The 18,302-nt window shown below is 66.5% G+C and carries 12 protein-coding genes; 1 reads left to right on the top strand and 11 read right to left on the bottom strand.

What is annotated here, in order from left to right; translation table 11 throughout:
• Nucleotides 1–8: 8 nt before the first annotated feature.
• On the bottom strand, nucleotides 9–2,186 hold the full coding sequence (locus ACLJEU_RS03485; RefSeq protein ID WP_414660961.1) for an outer membrane protein assembly factor BamB family protein: 2,178 nt from the start codon (nucleotides 2,184–2,186) through the stop codon (nucleotides 9–11).
• A 265-nt stretch (nucleotides 2,187–2,451) separates the two neighbouring features.
• Between ACLJEU_RS03485 and ACLJEU_RS03480 the strand changes: the two genes are divergently transcribed.
• Nucleotides 2,452–3,159: a class I SAM-dependent methyltransferase gene (locus tag ACLJEU_RS03480; protein ID WP_414660962.1), complete on the top strand. Its 708-nt coding sequence runs from the start codon at nucleotides 2,452–2,454 to the stop codon at nucleotides 3,157–3,159.
• Nucleotides 3,160–3,545: 386 nt separating this feature from the next.
• On the opposite strand, the gene ACLJEU_RS03475 is transcribed toward ACLJEU_RS03480, so the two are convergent.
• The 10 genes from ACLJEU_RS03475 to ACLJEU_RS03430 form a co-directional block, all read right to left on the bottom strand.
• A complete protein-coding gene (locus tag ACLJEU_RS03475) occupies nucleotides 3,546–6,470 on the bottom strand; it encodes a P-loop NTPase fold protein (protein ID WP_414660963.1) in 2,925 nt (974 codons plus the stop codon).
• A 635-nt stretch (nucleotides 6,471–7,105) separates the two neighbouring features.
• On the bottom strand, nucleotides 7,106–7,360 hold the full coding sequence (locus ACLJEU_RS03470) for a hypothetical protein (RefSeq protein ID WP_414660964.1): 255 nt from the start codon (nucleotides 7,358–7,360) through the stop codon (nucleotides 7,106–7,108).
• A 464-nt stretch (nucleotides 7,361–7,824) separates the two neighbouring features.
• Nucleotides 7,825–9,768, bottom strand: coding sequence for an alginate lyase family protein (locus ACLJEU_RS03465; RefSeq protein WP_414660965.1), 1,944 nt, complete (start codon nucleotides 9,766–9,768; stop codon nucleotides 7,825–7,827).
• A 50-nt stretch (nucleotides 9,769–9,818) separates the two neighbouring features.
• Nucleotides 9,819–12,401, bottom strand: coding sequence for a family 16 glycoside hydrolase (locus ACLJEU_RS03460; RefSeq protein ID WP_414660966.1), 2,583 nt, complete (start codon nucleotides 12,399–12,401; stop codon nucleotides 9,819–9,821).
• 79 nt (nucleotides 12,402–12,480) lie between these two features.
• On the bottom strand, nucleotides 12,481–13,818 hold the full coding sequence (locus tag ACLJEU_RS03455; protein WP_414660967.1) for a Gfo/Idh/MocA family protein: 1,338 nt from the start codon (nucleotides 13,816–13,818) through the stop codon (nucleotides 12,481–12,483).
• Between the two features lie 78 nt (nucleotides 13,819–13,896).
• The gene (locus tag ACLJEU_RS03450) at nucleotides 13,897–15,366 is read right to left on the bottom strand and encodes a sulfatase family protein (protein ID WP_414660968.1); all 1,470 of its coding nucleotides are present in this window, start codon (nucleotides 15,364–15,366) and stop codon (nucleotides 13,897–13,899) included.
• Complete coding sequence (locus tag ACLJEU_RS03445) at nucleotides 15,363–16,259, bottom strand: endonuclease/exonuclease/phosphatase family protein (RefSeq protein WP_414660969.1); 897 nt, start codon at nucleotides 16,257–16,259, stop codon at nucleotides 15,363–15,365. Before ACLJEU_RS03445 ends, ACLJEU_RS03450 begins: the two co-directional genes overlap by 4 nt.
• A gap of 80 nt (nucleotides 16,260–16,339) precedes the next feature.
• On the bottom strand, nucleotides 16,340–16,534 hold the full coding sequence (locus ACLJEU_RS03440; RefSeq protein ID WP_414660970.1) for a hypothetical protein: 195 nt from the start codon (nucleotides 16,532–16,534) through the stop codon (nucleotides 16,340–16,342).
• Complete coding sequence (locus tag ACLJEU_RS03435; protein WP_457795338.1) at nucleotides 16,531–17,442, bottom strand: prohibitin family protein; 912 nt, start codon at nucleotides 17,440–17,442, stop codon at nucleotides 16,531–16,533. Before ACLJEU_RS03435 ends, ACLJEU_RS03440 begins: the two co-directional genes overlap by 4 nt.
• A complete protein-coding gene (locus ACLJEU_RS03430) occupies nucleotides 17,439–18,275 on the bottom strand; it encodes a prohibitin family protein (protein WP_414660972.1) in 837 nt (278 codons plus the stop codon). Before ACLJEU_RS03430 ends, ACLJEU_RS03435 begins: the two co-directional genes overlap by 4 nt.
• Nucleotides 18,276–18,302: the final 27 nt, after the last annotated feature.

The following is an 18,302-nucleotide window of genomic DNA, read 5'->3' as shown; positions in this document are numbered from 1 at the left end:
TCCGTCCGTCACCGCCGTTTCAACGCAAACGCGACGTAGGCGTCACCGGGACCCGACGCGCCACCAACCCGGCCGCCGCCCGTCGAAGTAATAACGATGAATTGTCGTCCATCCGCTTCGTACACGGCGGGCGCCGCGGTGCCGGCAAACGGCAGCTTCGCCGACCACAATTCCCTGCCGGTGTCTGCATCGAACGCCCGCAACTTCTCGTCCTCCGTGCCCGCCACAAACACAAGGCCGCCGGCGGTCACCGAAGCCCCGCCGAGCGTTTGCGAACCCGTGATCGGCACGCCCTGCTTCGTCAGCGCGTCAAGTTCGCCGAGCGGCACGCGCCACAGCGCCTTGCCCGTGCTCAAGTCATAGCAGTTCAGCAAACCCCACGGCGGCTTGATGCCGGGATAGCCTTCGTGGTCCGTCAGAAAGCCGAAGCCATCGAAGACGTACTGCGGCCGGTCCGACGCTTCCGCGGTGCCCGCACCGCGGGACGGCGGCTGGTTGCGCCGGAAGAGATAGTCGAGCAGCTCGCGTTTTTCATCGGCCGTGAGAATCAGATTCGCCGGCATCGCACCGCGGCCCGCCGCGAGCAGCGCCAGCACGTCGGCGTCGTTCATCCGCGTTTTCAGCCCGACCAGCGGCGGCGCAATACCGACGCCCGTGCGCGTGGGCCCGTGACACGCCGCGCAATGCAGCGTGTAGTGTTTCTCGCCCGCCGTGGCCGGATAACGCGGATCGCGCTCGCGATCGCTGTTCGTCAGCACCGTGATGCGCGAGACCCAGCGGTTCGACGTCACATAGAGCCGCCCGGTGGGCACATCGACCGCCGCGCCCGACCATTCCGCACCGCCGCGCGATCCGATATAGAGCGTGGGTTTCCCCTCGGTGAAAGGCTCGAAGAAACCATAGCTCGATCGCTCCACGATCTTCTGCACAAACGCCCGCGCCTCGGGCGTGCGATCGGTGATGTCCGCGGGGTTGAACTCCATGCGCGAAAGCGGTTCGGGCAATTCCGGATCGGGCTGATAGGGCGAGGTCCGCTCACCCGGCAATTTCGAGACCGGTGCGCGCCGGAGCCGCACGGGAAAAATCGGTTTTCCGCTCAACCGATCGAGCACGAAGAGGTGGCCGGATTTCGCCATGCACGTGACGACATCGATACGCTGGCCGTCCTTGGTGATTGTGACGAGATTCGGCGGCGCGCACACATCGAGATCCCAGATATCGTGGCGCACGTCCTGAAAATGCCAGAGCCGGCGGCCAGTCAGGACATCGATCGCAAGCACGCAATTGCTGAAGAGATTGTCGCCGAGCCGGCCCACGCCGACCATGTCGGGGCGCGGCGCGCCGAGGGCGACAAACGCGATGCCGCGATCGTCGTCGAGCGAGAGTCCGCTCCAGCCATTCGCGCCCGCCTGCGGACCGTCCCAGGTGTCGGCGCCAAATTCCTCCCCGCGCGCAACCGAGTGAAAGCGCCACAGCGTTTTTCCGGTGCGGACATCGAAGCCGTAGATGTCCCCGCTCACGCCGGCCGTCACGAAGACGTGCCGGTAGATCGCGCCGCTGGCCGTGGCCCCGGTGGGAATCGGCGCGCGGCCGCCGTCGCCGAACTGACGCAACGATTCGCCGGTCTTCGGGTTGACCGCGTGAATCCAGTCGCCCGATCCGAAGAGAATCCGCGGGGCGTTCGACGCGTCGCCCGGCCAGTACACCAATCCCCGGCGGGCGGGCACGTCCTGGATGCGGCCGGCGCGCGCGCCATCGCCGACCTGCTTGCGCCAGCGTTCGACGCCCGTCGCGGCATCGATTGCCACCATCGCGCGGCCGGGCGTCGGGGCATAGAGCAGTCCATCCACGATGATGGGCGTGCACTGGATGTTGGCCGCCCCATCGCCGGCCCGATACGTCCATGCCACTTCGAGGTCGCGCACATTGTCCCGCGTAATCTGCGTGAGCGCTGAGTAACGTCGCGCGCCGTTGTCACCCTGGGATCGCGACCACCCGCGAAACGACTCGGAACTCAACGCGGAGGCGCGGGTCAGTTCGCCGGGTTCCGCGGCCGGGATGTATTTGAATTCCGGCAGTGCCGCCCGTGCCTGCGCATCTTCAATCGGCGCGGATGCCGCCCCCACCCCACCCGCCACCATCATCGAGCCCAGCCAGCCGCGGAGAAAAAACGTCCTGAGTTTCATGTATCGGAAAAGTCGATGCTCACGGGGGCGAGCGGGGATTCCGCATCGAATGCACTCGGCGCGCGCGCGTCGAGCCCGCATCGGGGCGCGGCACCGGACCGCCTCCGCCGCGCCACGCGGGAGCCTCAGCGGGCTTTGTGCAAATCGATCATCATTTTTACGCGGTGAAAGTGTAAGATTTCCCTTCACTTTTCCGTGAGAAAACTGCCGCAAAAGCGAGATTATCCCTTGCTGCAAAATCCTTCGCGGCGAAACTACACGTCCCGTGCATCCCGCCAACTGGCTTGTTCATAGTCTGCAGGAGAAAGGCCTGCTGCGAACGCTGAAGATCGTCTACAATGTGGTAGCCGATTTCGGTTTCGACTGGAAGCATGGGACGGAGACAACGCGCTGGGTGAAGGTGGATTCATTTGAGACGCCGTCCGACAACAAGGCGCACGCCGTCCATTATCAGGCGTCGCGCGCGCGTCCGCTCTTGCAGTTGCTGCAGCGCCTGCAGCTCCCGAAGAACGGGGCGTTTGTCGATCTGGGCTGCGGCAAGGGCCGCGTCCTGCTGCTGGCGTCGGATCACGGTTTCAAGCGCGTGGTCGGCGTTGATTTCTGCTCGCAGCTTTGCCGCCAGGCCCGGAAGAACGCCACGCTGTTTCAACGCAAGCATCCCGGCGCGGCCGCGATCGAGGTGGTCGAGTCGGATGCGGCCGATCATGCGTTCAGCGGCGACGAAACCGTCTTCTTCCTTTATAATCCGTTCAACGAAGTCGTCCTCGCCCGGACCTTGAAGAACATCGCGCAGTCCGTGCGGGAAAACCCGCGCGCCATCTGGCTGATCTATAATACGCCGCTGCACCACCAGACGATTCTCCACGATGGCCAGTTCGGCTGTCACGAGCACTTCGAAATCGGCGGCACGGAATTCCGCGTGTACTCCGACTTCGTCCCCGCGCCCGTCGAGGCGGCGGAAAACGTGATCTGATACCAATCGCTCCTTGCTTTTGGACTTCTGGATCGATCGTGGCTACGAGCGCCAGCGAGTGGCCGAACGGCCACTCGCTGGCGCTCGTAGCCACGGCTAAAGTCCAAAGGCAAAGAGCGATTGGTATGAATCGGACGATAGCGTTGAGGCCAACCTCATCGGTCGCACTGAAGCCCGCCGTCCGCGCCCTCGATGCCGGACGGCGGGTTTGTTTTTAGACAGAATGGACGGAATGGATCAGAATGGAGCCAAGGCCGGAGCAGTGCGTGAGGTCACACGATGACCTCCGCCGACGGTGCTCGCACCATTCTGATCCATTCCGTCCATTCTGTCTAAAATCCGGGCGCGCGTCGGCCCTCGTCCCACGCCCCCACGCACGCCCTCTCTCAGAGCGACGTTTCCTCGAAGGAGAATTGCGCGACGCGCCGATGCCAGCGCGGGACGTCGACGCCCAGCACCGGCTGCTTGATGTCGGCGTGATGGCGCAGGGCGGCGAGGAAGTTGGCCAGCGACTCCTCCTCGAGTCGCACATTCAAACGCGACAGCACCTCCCGCAGGCTCGTCCCGGACATCTCCACCTTGGCCAGCTCCACGGCCAGTTCCGCGGCGAGCGCGTGCGATTTGGTGGCGGCCGCGAGCAGCAGCATCGGGACGACGTAGCCACCGGCGAGAAACGCCTCCTGCTCGGCCGCCGGCACCGCGGCCTTGAGCAGCCGGTAGATGTTCACAAATCGCTTCGTGGCCCGCGGCGAACGCCCGATCAACCACGCGAGCGCCTTCATGGTCACGATTTCGCCCTCCGTCAGCCGCAACGCTGCGACGTCGATGCGCGGCGGCACGCTGTCGCCACGCACCGCAGCCGGCTCGACCTTCAACGGAGATTTTGTCCCCGCTCCACCGGCGACCGCAGCGCGATCGCTCCGCGGCTGAAGCTCGCGAGGTGCCAGCGCTTCCCCGCCCCGCAACACGGCCGGGGGCGGCGCCGGCGGCAGGCGGCCCGGATTTGCCTGCGGGGTGACGCGCGGGGTCTCGCGATCACCGGCGACCAGCGCATCGATCAGGCCGCGACAGCCGGTGGCATCGAGCCGGCGCACCCGGTACGGAATCTGAAAAATCTTCTCGAGATAATCGCTCGGTCGCGCCGACCGATCCTCGCCCTCCGGGGTGCCGCCCGCCCCGTTGGCCCCGGCCGCCTGGTTCCGCTTCAGCAGTTCCGGGTATTCCATCGTCAGCGAGTGTTCGACCCAGCGGGAGTCGACGCCGACCACGACCACGAACAGCGGAAAGGCCAGCAGGAGGTGAATGGCCTGCAGCACCTCGACGACGCGCGCCGGCGGACACCGGTCGAGGTCATCGATGAAGAGCACGATGCGGTTGATGCCGAGATCGGTGGTGCCCGCGGCGGCGGGGAGCGACGGCGGAGCCACGTTCGACTCGACGTTGGACGCCGCGGACGAGGTCGCCGCTGTTTCCAGCACCGCCGCGTTATGCGCGGAGATCAGTTTGCTGAGGTGATCGAAGTCCTCGCGAATCGTGGAGACGATGCCCAGGTGCCGGCGGTAGTCCTCGCTGCCCGCCCGGCTCTCGATGAACCGGCTGATCATGCGGGCCGTGGTGGCTTCCCGCACGAGCGCCTCCGCGGCCGCGACCGCCTGCTCCGCCTTCGCGAGCGTCTGCACGGCCACGGTCACCTGGGCCATCGACGCATCGACCTGGCCCTTGAGTCTTGCGACCTGCTCGTCGCGATCGTCACTGACTTTCTGATACGCCGCCTCAATGGCCTTGCGCGCGCCCTCGAGCGGCACGAGCAGACCGCTCACGTTGCGGGCACTGCGTGTGACCCAGTCGGCACCGGCGATGACAATCGCCGCCACCTGCGCGACCACGCTCGCCACCGGGCCGAAATCCATTTTGCCCGGCTCCCTGAGGCCGAGCAGCAGCGCCAGTCCGGTCCCACCCAGGAGCCACGCCAGCGCGACCCAGCGGCCGCTGCCGTGCAGCATGGTCCAGCCCGTGGCGCGCAACCGCCCGCCGGTTTCACCGAGTTGCTTGATCTGGTGATGGAGCCGTTCGACGGACTCCAGGGATTCGCTCGCTGCAAGCCGGCTGTTGCTCAACTGCCGGCGCGCCTCCGCCACCTGGCGCGTGAGCTCCGGATTCGCTCCGATCTCGGCCCAGAGATTCCGCGCCAGCTGCACGCTCAGCGCCTTGTTGTCGGCCTCGAGCGCGCCGGTCGCCGCACGATGTTTCTTCTGCGCCTCGTCGAGCACGCGCGTCGCCTCGAGGAGTTTCTCCCGCGCCGCATCGCGCGCCTCGCTGGCCACCTTCAATTGCTCGAGCGCATCCTTCTTCTGCTGCTTCACCGTGGCCGCAATGCTGGCATCCTCTCGGCCCCAGCGCTGGAGCTCGCCAAAAAGATGCGCGACCAGGCTTGCCCACAGGTTCGCGTCGACGAAGTGCCACGCGTTGAACTCCACCGTCACGACGTTCGGCCAGTACACGCTGCGGCTGCCGTCATCCCGGCCGCCGGCGAGTTCGCCGATGCGCTTCCGGAGCTTCTGCATGAAGAAGCTTTTTCCGGAACCCCAGTTGCCAAAGAGCCCGATCGAGAGCGGCGGGTTCAGTGTATTCGAAACAATGAGACTGGCCATCGCCTCGATGTCGGGCGTCATGTCCAGCTTGTCCTCGCCGCTCGCCAGATCGGCATTGAACGCCGGCAGCCAAGCCCGCTGATCCGCCGCAGGTGCCGCCGCGCTCACCCGGCCCCACGCCGTCCGCTCGGCCTCCGGACCGCGCTCAATCAGTCCGCGGAGAAAATCTGCGCGCACCTGCCTGAGATCGAAGCCTCCGTCTGCGAGCGCCTGCACCGCCTCGCTGCGTCCGCCATCCGGCGCCCGCGTGTCGAGCAACGCCACGATCAGATGGCGGCCGGCGATGCGTTGGTCCGCCTGTCCCGTGGCTTCCGCCAGTTCGCGGGCGCGGGCAAGGATCGCCTGCACGTCCGCGGCCACGCTCACGTCAGGCCGCGGCGTTTCAAGGTCCGGTGCGAGCGGATCGATCCGGGAGCGAACGAAGGCTTCGCTGCGCGCGTTCAGCAGTTGGACAAAGTTTCCCGCCGCACCCGGATCAGCGCCGGAGGCGCTGCGGGCGAGATCACCCGCCCCCACGCCCAGCACGCCGTCGAGCAGGTGCTCACTCGTCAGGATCGCCGGTCCGCCGGCGCGCCCGGCTCCTTCGGCCGCGCGATCCAGCATCTGTCGCACCGCCGCGGATACAGCGGTTTCGCGCAGGGCCGCAAAAGGAAGTCCCACCGAAGCGGCCTGCGCCGGGGCGACGGGCGGCGCTTCTGGCGTCGCTTTCTCAGTTCGTGTCTTCCGTCGTGCTTCTGGCTGCGATTCGGTCGAGCCGTTGAACAATCGATCAACCTCAACGAGATCCGCATCTACCATTCGACGAAATTCACCGGTCACATCTCCCAGCTGAGTTTCAAAAATTGCCGTCACTGCCGAACCTTTTTCGGAAATCCAATGGCGTCGGGCAGGTATTGGCGTTTCATTCCAAGTAACGCTTTCTAGGAATATCCCCTTGGCTGGAGGCGATGATGTCTCCGAAACCACCCGCTTTCCTTGTGCCCTACCCACCAAAGCCAGGTGCCCCTCTTCGGCGATGGTGAGAATTACAATCTCGATCGCGCTTTTGAACGCTTCGGGATCCTCTACATATCTCGCCACGACCCCCGCCCGCACTCCCCGCTGCGCGGCCTCCCGATTGCGGAACAGCAGGCTCCACAACGCGTGGGTTTCTCGCGGGGGCTGATTCGAGACGGACACGATCTCTGGCATGTCGCACGGTCCCCGCGCCCGCAAGCATCGACCGGCCGGAAAACCGGCGGCCCTAACCCGACGCGGCAACCGTCACCCGGTCGCCGCGCCTCAAAATCACCCGCTCAACGCCAATCCGCGTCGCCGCCGATGTCGCGCAACGCGATCTGGCCGTCGATCAAATCGAGCGCGGCCGACACCATGGGCAGTTCGGGATCCAGTCCGGAAGCGATCGCGCTCCGCAGTTCGAGGATCCTATAGATGGAGAGCGTCTTGATCGGCCGGGCGATCAGATCATGGAGCGCCCGGGGCTGATCCTCAGGCGACAACGCACAAAGGGAATCCAGGACGTGAAGCGTGAAGTTATTGGAGGAGTCCATCGCGGGTAGGGTTGAGCGCGGTCGGGAATGAAGAAGGAGGAATGAAAGTGACCGTTTTCCCCTTCACTTCTGCACGCGACGTGCCGACTTGTGAAAAGCTCGTTAACACCGCGGCTAGATGGTGTGAGCTCGCGCCTTACCCAATTCAGATTTTTCACCTGCGTAATCTCCGCGCGGCCCAAAAATGTAAGCGCAGCCGACGCAATTCTGCCACCACCGCGCAAATAACGGTCCGCGCACCCGGGAAATCCCCGGGGTCACGGCTGTAACCAAACGCGACACTCATGAGCCCGGTGCATCGCCAGCCCCACCGCGATTAGACCAACCGGACGGTGCTCTTCTCCCTTTCACTCGGATCCTCACCATCCCATCGACCCCGGATTTTGCTGACAACGCGGACGCTTCGCCTATCCGCCAAATCCGCGCCATCCGCGGTTAAGTGCAGGAGGTTGGGGCGATGGGGTTTACTCGTTCACCGGCGCAAATGTCGTCGTGAACGCCGCCCGCTCCGCCGGCTCCGCAAGTTCCAGATAGAGGCTCTCGCGCCGGCGCGGCGGCACATCGGGCGACGACCCGTGCCACAGCCGAAACGCCCCCGGCGCGGTCACCGTCACGCGCATCACGACGCCCTTCCCGTAGTCGACAACAAGCTCGGCCCGGTCCGTGAACGACGCCGCCCGCACGTCCCGCCAGTGCCCGAACGAGTCAGGCCGGCCCGGCGCAAAATCCGACGCCGGCGCGAATTCCGCCGACAACCGCACCCGACCCTGCAGGTGCAACGCCTGCCCGAGCCGTTGCGCGCCCTTCTTGCTTTCAACGCTGCTGCGATCGACCAGCGCCCCGCCCTCAATCGCCAACGTCCGCGCCGCCCGCGCCTCCGCCCGATAGGCGGGCTGGGCCACCGCCACCCGCGGCGGCTGCGCGGAAAACGACTCAAGCACGCCGGCCTGGGGCGGCGTCTGGCCCTCGCCGTTGACGAGCGGCACGTTGTGATTGAGCCCGCGCGTGTAGTAGCCCCGGTACAGCGGCGAGCCATAACCCACCGTGCCCGGATCGTGCGTGATATCCGTCTCCCCGAAGGCAGCGGAATAATTCAGCGCCTCGCTCTGGCTGTGCGATTTCGTGAGCTGCCCGTAATGCACGAACACCTGCCAGCCGCCCTCGCGCAGCACGGCCATGCGGCTCGACGCCAGATTCCGGCTGGCCACGGGCGGCAGCGTGAACCGATGCGGTGACGCCGGCGGCGGATCGAGCAACGTGTTCCAATCGCGCCGACCGGCCGCCTCCTCGAGGCCCAGCGTCGTCGGAAACACGCGATACGTCTCGGCAAACAACTCCCGGTTCGGTGCCTGGCTGAGTCCGCCGCTGTCCGCCGGATTCGGCAGAAAGCCGTTCGGGAAACGCAGGTAGAGCGGCGCGAGCATGAGGTTTTCCGCCGTGGCCATTTCCGGTGCCAGCTCGGCCGCGCGCCCCTGCAAACCCGCCGCCGTGAACAGCGACATCACCGCCCGCACGACGTACGCGTTGTAGCCAAGCGACTGCTCGTGCCAGAGGTAATCGCTCGTAATTCCCTCCGCCATCTGCCGCCGCAAGCCAAACGGTCCATCCAGCGCCGCCCGCCACATCGGCTCGTCGCCGAAGAGCAGCGCGACCTGCGCGACCGCGCAGCGCTGCCACGTCGCGATGTTGTGGATACTCTGGAAATTCGCGTTCAATGCCTGCACCTCGGGCGTAAAGAATTGCTCGCGCCACCGCTCGCGTTGCGCCGCGGGCACCGCGTCGCCGAGGAGCCGCACGGCCTCGGCAAACTTCACGAGATTCGTCGCCTCGGTGAGCGTCTGCCAGAAAAGCCGCGCCTGGTGTCCGGGCCGCTGCGGTTCCCACTGCAGAAAGTTGTCCGCATAGAAATCAATCTGCCCGGACACCCACGTCGCATACCGCGTCTCGCCGGTCAGGCGAAACAACCGCGCCGCTCGCACCAGCGTCTCGACGTGCCGGTCGCGAAACGACACCACCCACCACGCGTGCAGCTTGGGCGTGATCTCAATCTTCGGATCGGACGGACTGGAAAAATGGCTGACTTCCTCTCGCGGGATGCGTTCGTCCCACGTCACACGCGACCCGTCCTTCGGGCTCACGCCATCATGCGACCAGCCGGCGATCCAGGAAACGCGATCGCGATGCTTCGCGCTCCAGCGGTCCACGGCGTCGCGCTCCTTCTGCAACCACTGCGCCCAGGCCGGATCCGCCGCGACTCGCTGCCGCGCGCCCGCCCAGTCCTCCACCGCGGCGCGCCACGGCCGGCCCGCAGCATCGTAGACTTTGAGCTCGGCAAACTGGCGCTCAGGTTCGGGCTTCGGAAAGGTCGCGGCCCATCCGCCGGTCGCGGCCAGCAGCGCGAGCCCCACGAACCGTGCCCGCGGTCCACGTCCGGAAGGCCGTCGTGACGTCTTCAGGCTCACTGTAGCTCCTCGAGGTGCAGATTCCGAAACGCGATCTCGGCCTTGCAGTTCCCGTGAATCTGTAACGCCAGCAGTCCCTCGGCCGCCACGCTCGCATCGTCCTCGGTGTACGCGACGGTCCGCTCGCCGTTGAGCGAGATTTCCACGCGCGGTCCGTCGCAGCGGATCTCGTAACGGTTCCACTCGCCGGGTTTCTCGAGACGCTTGATCTGTTCCTCGGTGCCGCGAGCGAGGAATTTCTTGCGCCGCGATTCGTCGTACAAACAGCCCGAATGCCCCGCGCCGATGTCGGCCTGGTAGCCGCTCATTTCGTTCGGCGGCTGGGCGATGCGGACGCTCCGCACCTGCACGCCGCCATTGATGAAGCCTTCCGTGCCGACGATCCGGTACTCGAGGCGCACCACAAAATTCTTCAGCGTCCGGCCGAACGCGAGAAACTCGTTGCGCGGATTCCCGAGCATCGAGCCGCCGACGATCGAGCCGTCGCGCACGCGCCACACACCGGGATCGCCGTTCCAGCCGACGAGGTCCGTGCCGTTGAAGAGCCCGCTCGTCGATTTTGCCGCTGGTGCAGCCGTTCCCGCACCGGCTTTCGTCTTTGCCGCCACTACCGGAGCACCCTTCGCGAGCCGCGCGGCCCGCCGCCGAACGTCCTCGTCCGCATCCTTCACTGCAATCTGCTCCAACAGCCGCCGCAGTTCTCCGGGTTCTTTCGCGCCGCCGAGCGCCTGCGCCACTTGCACGAGCGCGAGACGGGCCTCGGTCTGCACGGCGGGATCGTCGAGGTACGGCCGCAACATCGTCACCGCCTCGGGATGCCGCAGACTGCCGAGCGCGGACACGATCATCATCTTCTCCGCGTCGGTGCGCACTGCCTGGTTTGCCTGCACGAGAACCGCGTGGGCGTTCAGCGGCGAACGCTCGCGTCCCGCCGCCACCGCCGTCGCGAGCCGCACGGCACCGCGCAGGGCGATCTCCCGTTGCGCGGGCGGCGTCGCGGGTTTCAAGGCGAGTTCGAGCAACGTCGTCGTCGGGGACGCATCCGGCCAGTCTGCCAGGCAGCTCACGGCCGCGTCGCGGACGCCAGCGGCCTGATCCTTGAGTGACTCCCGCACCGCGAAAAACGCCTCATGACTGCCGCCCATCGTACGGAGGATCGCGCCCAACGGCCGCAACAACGCCGCCTTCTCCACCGGATCAGTCGCGGCGCGAAAGGCGCTGAGCACGGCGTCGGCGCGCCGGCCGGGCTCGAGCAGCTTCATCGCGGTGGTCACGATCGCGCGGTCCGCGAGCGTCCGTTCCGCATCGTCGCGTGCCGTGACCGCCAGTCGGATCAATGACGGGAGATCCGCGGGCGTCGCACTGAGCCCGAGCGCGCGCCACGCCGCCTGCGCCACCGCGGCATCCGTGCCGCCGGCCAGTCGCAGGAGTTCGCCGTTCGCCTCGACGGCCTTGCGCTCGCCCAGCACCGCAATCAACCGCACCCGCAGCGCCGGCTCGACCGCCGGCAGCAACGCGAGTATCCGCGCCGCCGTATCCGCCGCCTCGATGCGCGCGAGGGCCGCGAGCGCCGCACTGACGGCGGCGTCGCTGGATGACGTGCGCACGACGTTGAGCAGGATCGGCACGCTCGACGCGCGTCCGATCCGGCCGAGGCCGTGCAATGCCTCGACTTGAATTTCTCCGGTACCAGTCGCGGCCCGGCTCTCCACGGCCGGTAACACCCCGTCGCCCCCGCGATCCACCAGCGCGCGCAGCACGAGCGGCTGCAACGGCGGCTCCAGCCCATCGAGTGCTCCCACCAACGCGGACGTCGTGCCGGCATCCGGCAGATCGCGCAGCGTGCGCAACGCCATTCCGACCTGTTCGGACTTGCCGGAACGCAGTTGCTCCAGCAGCAACGCCCGGCCTTCCGGTCCGCCCGCCAAGATGAGCCCGCGCGTCGCTGTGAGCCGCAGCGGCGCCGGCACGTCCGCCTGCCTCACCGCTGTCAGCCACGTCCGCGCCACCGCCGGCAGTCCGTCCTGCAGCGCCCGATCCGCACACAAAATCAAACTCTCCGCCGCCGCGGGCCGCAATTCGGCCGGGCCGCCGCTCAGCACCTGCTCGAGCGCGCGCGTCGCCTCGGGCGTCCCAATCCGGCCCAGCGCCAGCAACGCCGCCGGTGCCGCCACCGCACCGCGTTCGGTGCCCAGCCGCCGCAGCGCTTCGACCGCTCCCGGATCGCGTTTCAACCCGAGGGAATTCACCACGCCGACGAGCGCGTTGCCCTGCAAGGTGCCCAGCGCCGCCCGCAAGGCCGCCGCCGCCGCTTCACCGGGGATCAGCTCAAGTCCGTCGCGCGCGTACTGGCCGAGCTGTTCGTCACCGAGCAACGCCGCGAGCGCCGGCACCGCGTCCGGAGTCGCCACGAGGGCGAGTTGCTGCAGCGCCCGCGCGCGTTCCGCGACCGGCGCGGCCGAGGTCACCACCGTCAGCAACTGGCGCGTCTGCGCGGGGTCGGGGCTCGCCGCCGCGCCGCGCGATACGAACAGCGCGCCAAGGCCAGCGAGGAGGAAAAGGGAGGCACGGCATTTCATGGGACCAGGAAAACGGGCGTAGGGGAAAGGTGGTGACGCCGTGAATCAGCGTCGCAGGACGGAAAGCCCGCTGGCGGGCTCACACGTGCCAGGGTTCGCGCATGGCCCGGGTGCGCATGCGATTGGCCTGCTCGTCGCCGGCGAACTCCTCGCGGACCGGATCGAACCGGACCTTGCGGCCGAGTTGCCAGGCGATCGCCGCGGCGTGACACGCGAGATGGGAGTGCCGCATCACCTTGAAGTTCGCCGCGGGGAGTCCGCGCGATTTCACGCAGTCGAGAAACTCGCGCGTGTGCTGCGCGGGATCCGTGCCGCGCATCGTGAAGGCGCGCCACTCCGCGCGCAGCGACGCCGGATGCAGTTCGACCGAACCGTTGTCGCCGGTCTCGACCCAGCCCTCGTCACCTTCAAAGCGCACCGGACAGGTGCCGGTCGATCCGACGGCGAAATTCGCCGCACCTGCCGCCGCCGCGGGCTGGCCGATCCAGCCTTCGGGTCGCAGCACGAGCTTAACGCCATTCGCGTAACGCGCGTAAATCGTGCCGCCGTCCGGCTCGTACTCGACCGGCGTGGTGGCGTCGGCGTCATTCGCCCATTGGCAGATGTCGACCGTATGCGCGCCCCAGTCGAGGAGCTTGGCCCCGGAATCGAAATCGTAATAGCCCCGCCACCGCCGATCCACGACGTAGGATCGGTTGAACGGACGCCACGGGCTCGGCCCGAGCCACATATCCCAATCGATCAGGTCCTTCGGCGGTTCCGGCTCCGCGGGCAGCCAGCTGTAGTTGCACTCCAGCTTGTAGATTGACGCGTGCATCGTGTGCAGGCGCCCGAGCTTCCCGCTGCGCGCGAGGTGAACGGCGAATTGAAAGTTCGGTACATTCCGCCGCTGCGTGCCGGCCTGGAACACGCGGCCGGTGCGGCGCACGACATCCGACAGCGCCTGGCATTGACCAATGGTGATGCCGCAGGGTTTTTCACTGTAGACATCCTTGCCCGCCTTCGCCGCGAGGATCGAACCCAGCGCGTGCCAGCGATCACCGGTGGCAATCAGCACGGCGTCGATGTCCGGCCGCGCGATGAGTTCGCGCAGATCGCGGTACGTCGCGCAGTCCTTGTTGCCATAATGCTCGTCGGCCATCGCCTTGACCGACGCCCGCATCGACGCCTGCACATCGCACGTGGCGACATAACGCACGTCCTGCTCGGCGAGCATCGACGCCAGCACCTGGCGGCCACGCGGGCCAATGCCGATGCCACCGAGCGTGATGCGGTTGCTCGGCGCCACGCTACCGCCGCGACCGAGCACGCTGGCGGGCACGATGAGCGGTGCCACGGCGACGCCGCCGGCCAGCAGGGATTGCTTGAGGAAAGTGCGCCGCGTCGCGAGGGGCTTCAGGGGATTCTTCGCATGCATGTCCGGCCTCCGTTCAGGGTTCACCCGCAAATAACCAGCGCCGCTCCGCGCGTACAATCCTTTAAGAAGCCGGCCGGTCTATTCGTACGTCCACTTGTGGATCCATGGATCCTTCGTCGCCGCCTGAAACGCCTTCAGCTTTTCGACCAACGCGCGCTTCACGGTCTGTTGCTCCGGCGCGTCGGCAAGATTGGTCACTTCGGCAGGATCGGTTTCGAGATCGTAGAGTTCATACTCCGGCCGGCGCAGAAACTGCGCGATCGGCCGACGTCCGTAGATAGTCGCACCGCTTTGCTGCACGCTGATCCACGTGGGCGACTGAATGAGATCGAGCGCGAAGGGGAATTGCAGCCCGGACGCGAGATTGTGGATCAACTTGTGACGCCGCGTCCGCACGCTGCGCATCGGGTAGTACATCGTGATCTCATGCGACGTGTGCGAACCGTACACTTCGTCCCAGCCGGCGAGCGGCGCGCCGTCGAGCCCCCCGCGAAACGATCGGCCGTCGAACGCGTCCGCCGGCACCGGCGCTCCCGCAACTTCGAGCAACGTGGGCGTAAGATCCGCCCACGTGACCATCGCCGCCTGCACGCTCCCCGGCCGCTGGCGCGCGGGCGCCCGCACGATGCACGGCAGCCGCGTGCCGGGATCGTAGAGCGTCGTCTTGGCGCCGGGAAACGCGACGCCGTTGTCCGAAATATACACGATGAGCGTGCGCTCGTACTGGCCGGTTTCCTTGAGCAACTGCACGAGCCGGCCGACGCCTTGGTCGAGCCGCGACACAGCCTGGTAATACTGTGCGAGCTCGGCGCGCGCTTCCGGCGTGTCCGGCAGAAACGCCGGCACGATGACGTCCTCCGGCCGATACGTGACCGCCGTGATGCCCGGATAGCCCGCAGCGCGGTTACCGAAAGGATTCGGCGCCGGATGCGTCTCGAAGGACGGACGCCCGTTCGGCAGCACGATGTTGCCGCGGTGCGGATCATCGACGGCGAAATAGAGGAAGAAGGGCCGCGCGTCGCGCACCGTCATCACGCTCCGCGTCTGGTTCGCCATCTCGACCGGACTGCGGCCGAGGCTCGCGGGATCGTTGGCCGCGCCGCCGGACAAGACGGTTTGAAACGCGTACACCGCCTCGGGCGCGACGTGAAACTTGCCGATGCGCGCCGTGCGATAGCCGGCCTCCGCCAGTCGCACCGGCAGGCTCTTGAGCCCGTCGAACGACTGGAAGTGATGCATGTCATGCTGCAGGCCATACATGCCGTTGCGGTGATTGTGCTGGCCGGTGAGAATCACCGAGCGTGACGGACTGCAGCTCGCCGTCGTGCAGAACGCGTGCGTGAACCGCGTGCCGTCCGCCGCCAGCGCGTCGAGATGCGGCGTCTTGATCACCGGATTGCCGTAGCAGCCCAGCGCGTCGGTGCCGTGATCGTCCGCGACGATCAGCACGATGTTCGGTCGCGAAGTCGTTTCGGCGGCGCGGGCCGAAGCGAGCGTGACGGCCAGCACCGCGCCCGCGAAAAGCCAGGTTCGTACCAACCAGTTCATGGCGTGCCGGGTTTCTTCGGCTGCAACACGGCCGTGACCGGGTAATGGTCGGACGGGAAGCGGCCGTTGCGTGAAGTCCGCACGATGGCCGCGGCCGTCGGCGTGAAATGCGACGTGCAGAAAATGAAGTCGATCCGCGAACCGACGACGACGTCCTTGAAGCCGTTGAAGCTCGCCTCATCCGGTTTGCGCACCGGATGCACGGCGCGGTACGTGTCGATCCAGCGGGTCAGCGCCGGATTGGTCGGTTGCACGAGGACAAGGTAGGCGGGGTTGTCCTCGTTGATGTTGAGATCGCCGCTGAGGATCGCGGGCACGCCGGCCGCGATCGGCGCGAGACGTTCCGACAGCACCCGGCTCGCTTCGCGCCGCGCGATCACGCCCTTGTGATCGAAGTGGGTGTTCGCATAGACGAGCTCGCGGCCGGTGATCCGATCGCGCAGCCGCACCCAGCTGCACAGGCGTGTCAGCGCGGCGTCCCAGGATTTGCTGCCGATGACGTCGGGCGTCTCCGAAAGCCAGAAATCCCCCGCCTTCACCAAGCTGAACCGCTCCTTGCGGTAGCCGATGAGCGACCACTCGCCCTTGCGCACGCCGTCGTCGCGCGCGACTCCGCTGAATGAATACGCCGTCAGGCGCCGCGCGATTTCGTCATGCTGGTCGGCGAGCACCTCCTGGAAGCCAATCAGGTCGGGACCGAAGTCGCGGATCGGCTCGAAAAAGAGCTCGAGGCGCTTCGGCCACGCGTTCTCGCCGTCGGCCGCGCGCGAATTGCGCACATTGTACGACATCACGCGGACCGCCGCATCGTCCGCGGCATCGGCCCAGGGAGAGAACACCGCGGCGACGAGCGTCACCAGGGCCACGCAGACAAGACGGGGTTGGAACATCATGGCGGAAAAGCCCGACGTTGAGCCGCCGCGGAAACGGGGGCGAGTCGCAAGATGCGGCGAGCGCGCGGCGTGAGGCGGAACTATTTCTTTTTCCGGCCGACGCCCCACACCAGCCAGGCGCCGAGCGCAGCCAGCAGGATCAGCCACCACAGGTAACGGAGCTCACGCGCCGCCATCTCGACGAAGGCCAAGCCGGCCGGGAACAACAACAGCAGCAGGACCGTGACTCCGAGCAGAACGGCCAGTTGGAGCACCGCACGCGACCGGGGATTCATCGTGCTTTCTTCGGCGTCGACGGCGGGATCACGGTGCGCGGAGTGCCGGGTGCCGCGGTCGGGGCCGTGGACCGTTTGCTGAGTTCGTCGAGATTCAACAGGATGTTGGAGCCTCCGCCGCCGACCACGAGCGGCGAACGCCCGTTCCAGCTTTGCAGGATCTGGAGTTTGATGAAGTCGGGATTCGCGAGCAGCGCCGAGCCGCGCACCTGGATCGCCTCGGCCTCGCCCTTCGCGCGGATGATCGCGGTGTCGGCTTCAATCTGCGCCTTGAGCTGCGTGAACTTGGCCTTCTCCGCCTCCTGCTCCTGCACCATCTTCATTTCAATCGCCGCCTCGAGTTCCGACGACAGGGAGAGGTGGTAAATCACGAGATCCGCAACCACAAGAAAGTCGGCGCCGATCTTCTTGCGCGCGAGCTCGAGGGTGCGGTTCTTGATCTCCTCGCGATGCTTCACGATCTGCTCCGCGCTCTGCGTGGCGGCGACTTCCTTCAACGCCTCCTGCACGCGCGGCGCGATGAGGTTGTCGAACGGCTCGCCGGCGAATTCCTGGAAGATCTTCACGACGGATTTTTCCGGGACGCGATACAACACGTGCACTTCCATCTTCACCTGCTGCAGATCGGACGAATAGCACTCGGCCGGCATCGGCCGCGTCTGCTGCCGGATGGAAATCTGATGCACGTGGGTCACGAACGGCTGTTTGAAACCAAAGCCCTCGGGCTTGAAGCCCGGCGACACCGTGCCGAGCGTGACGGCCACGCCACGGAAGCCCGGCTGCACGACGTAGGCGACCGAGGACGACAGCACGACGACGACGAACAAGAGAATGACCGTGCCGACCAGCCGCTTCATGAACACCGGATCGATTTGAGGCGGAGCCTCGTCAAAACGCATGGCGCTCATTTGGAGCCCTCCTTCGTCACCGGGCTCGCGCCGGTGGTGAAATCGCCCAGCGGCAGCATCATGTTGGCGCCGGTGACACCGGGACCGACCACCAGCGGCGTGATGCCGTCCCAGCGTTCAATGATCTGAAGTTCGAGCACGCTCGGATTTTCCCGCAGCGCCTTGCCGCGAAGCACCATCGATTCCGCCTCGCCCTTGGCCTTGATCACCACGGTGCTGGCCTCGACCTGCACCTGCTGTTGCGCGAAGCGCGCGCGGGCCGCCTCCTGCTCCTGCACCATCTTGGCCTCAATCGCGTTCTCCAGCGCGCTCGTCAGGTTGATGTTTTCCAGCACGAGATCCTCGATCATGAGGACGTCGCCCAGCTTTCGCCGCGCGCCCTCCAGCGCCTTGCTTTTCACCTCTTCGCGCTTCTGCACGATCATTTCGGCGCTCCGCAATGCCGTGAGCTCGTTCAACGCCTCCGCGACGCGTGGCTTCACGAGCGACTCGAAGGGATCACCCGCGTAGTCGCGAAACACCGCGACGACCGAGGCCTCGGGCACGCGATAGAGGACGCGCACGTCAATTTTCACCTGCTGCAGATCCGATGAATAACAGTCCGCCTGCATCTTCGCCGTCTGCTGGCGGATGAGCTGAGGCTCGACGTTGGTGATGAAGGGCAGCTTGAAGCCGAAGCCCTCCGGTTTGAACCCGGGCGACACTTTGCCGAGCATCACTTCGACGCCGCGATAGCCCGGGTCCACGACGTACGTGGCGGCCGAGCCGGCGATGACGACGACAAAGATGACGACCGCCCCGCTGATCCATCCGAGGACAGTTTTTGAATTCATAGGTGGAATGCGCTTGCCGGTGCACGT

It is taken from the genome of Terrisphaera buseokensis, from assembly GCF_047521145.2.
Classification (GTDB): Bacteria; Verrucomicrobiota; Verrucomicrobiia; order Opitutales; family Opitutaceae; genus ER46.
Note: the sequence above shows the minus strand (reverse complement) of the source record. Positions and strands in the feature narration are given on the sequence as shown.

Coding starts and splice junctions, on each gene's coding strand:
- ACLJEU_RS03435 (WP_457795338.1), bottom strand. CDS start 17,442: ATGAGCGCCATGCGTTTTGACGAGGCTCCGCCTCAAATCGATCCGGTG.
- ACLJEU_RS03460 (WP_414660966.1), bottom strand. CDS start 12,401: ATGAAATGCCGTGCCTCCCTTTTCCTCCTCGCTGGCCTTGGCGCGCTG.
- ACLJEU_RS03450 (WP_414660968.1), bottom strand. CDS start 15,366: ATGAACTGGTTGGTACGAACCTGGCTTTTCGCGGGCGCGGTGCTGGCC.
- ACLJEU_RS03430 (WP_414660972.1), bottom strand. CDS start 18,275: ATGAATTCAAAAACTGTCCTCGGATGGATCAGCGGGGCGGTCGTCATC.
- ACLJEU_RS03440 (WP_414660970.1), bottom strand. CDS start 16,534: ATGAATCCCCGGTCGCGTGCGGTGCTCCAACTGGCCGTTCTGCTCGGA.
- ACLJEU_RS03470 (WP_414660964.1), bottom strand. CDS start 7,360: ATGGACTCCTCCAATAACTTCACGCTTCACGTCCTGGATTCCCTTTGT.
- ACLJEU_RS03485 (WP_414660961.1), bottom strand. CDS start 2,186: ATGAAACTCAGGACGTTTTTTCTCCGCGGCTGGCTGGGCTCGATGATG.
- ACLJEU_RS03455 (WP_414660967.1), bottom strand. CDS start 13,818: ATGCATGCGAAGAATCCCCTGAAGCCCCTCGCGACGCGGCGCACTTTC.
- ACLJEU_RS03445 (WP_414660969.1), bottom strand. CDS start 16,259: ATGATGTTCCAACCCCGTCTTGTCTGCGTGGCCCTGGTGACGCTCGTC.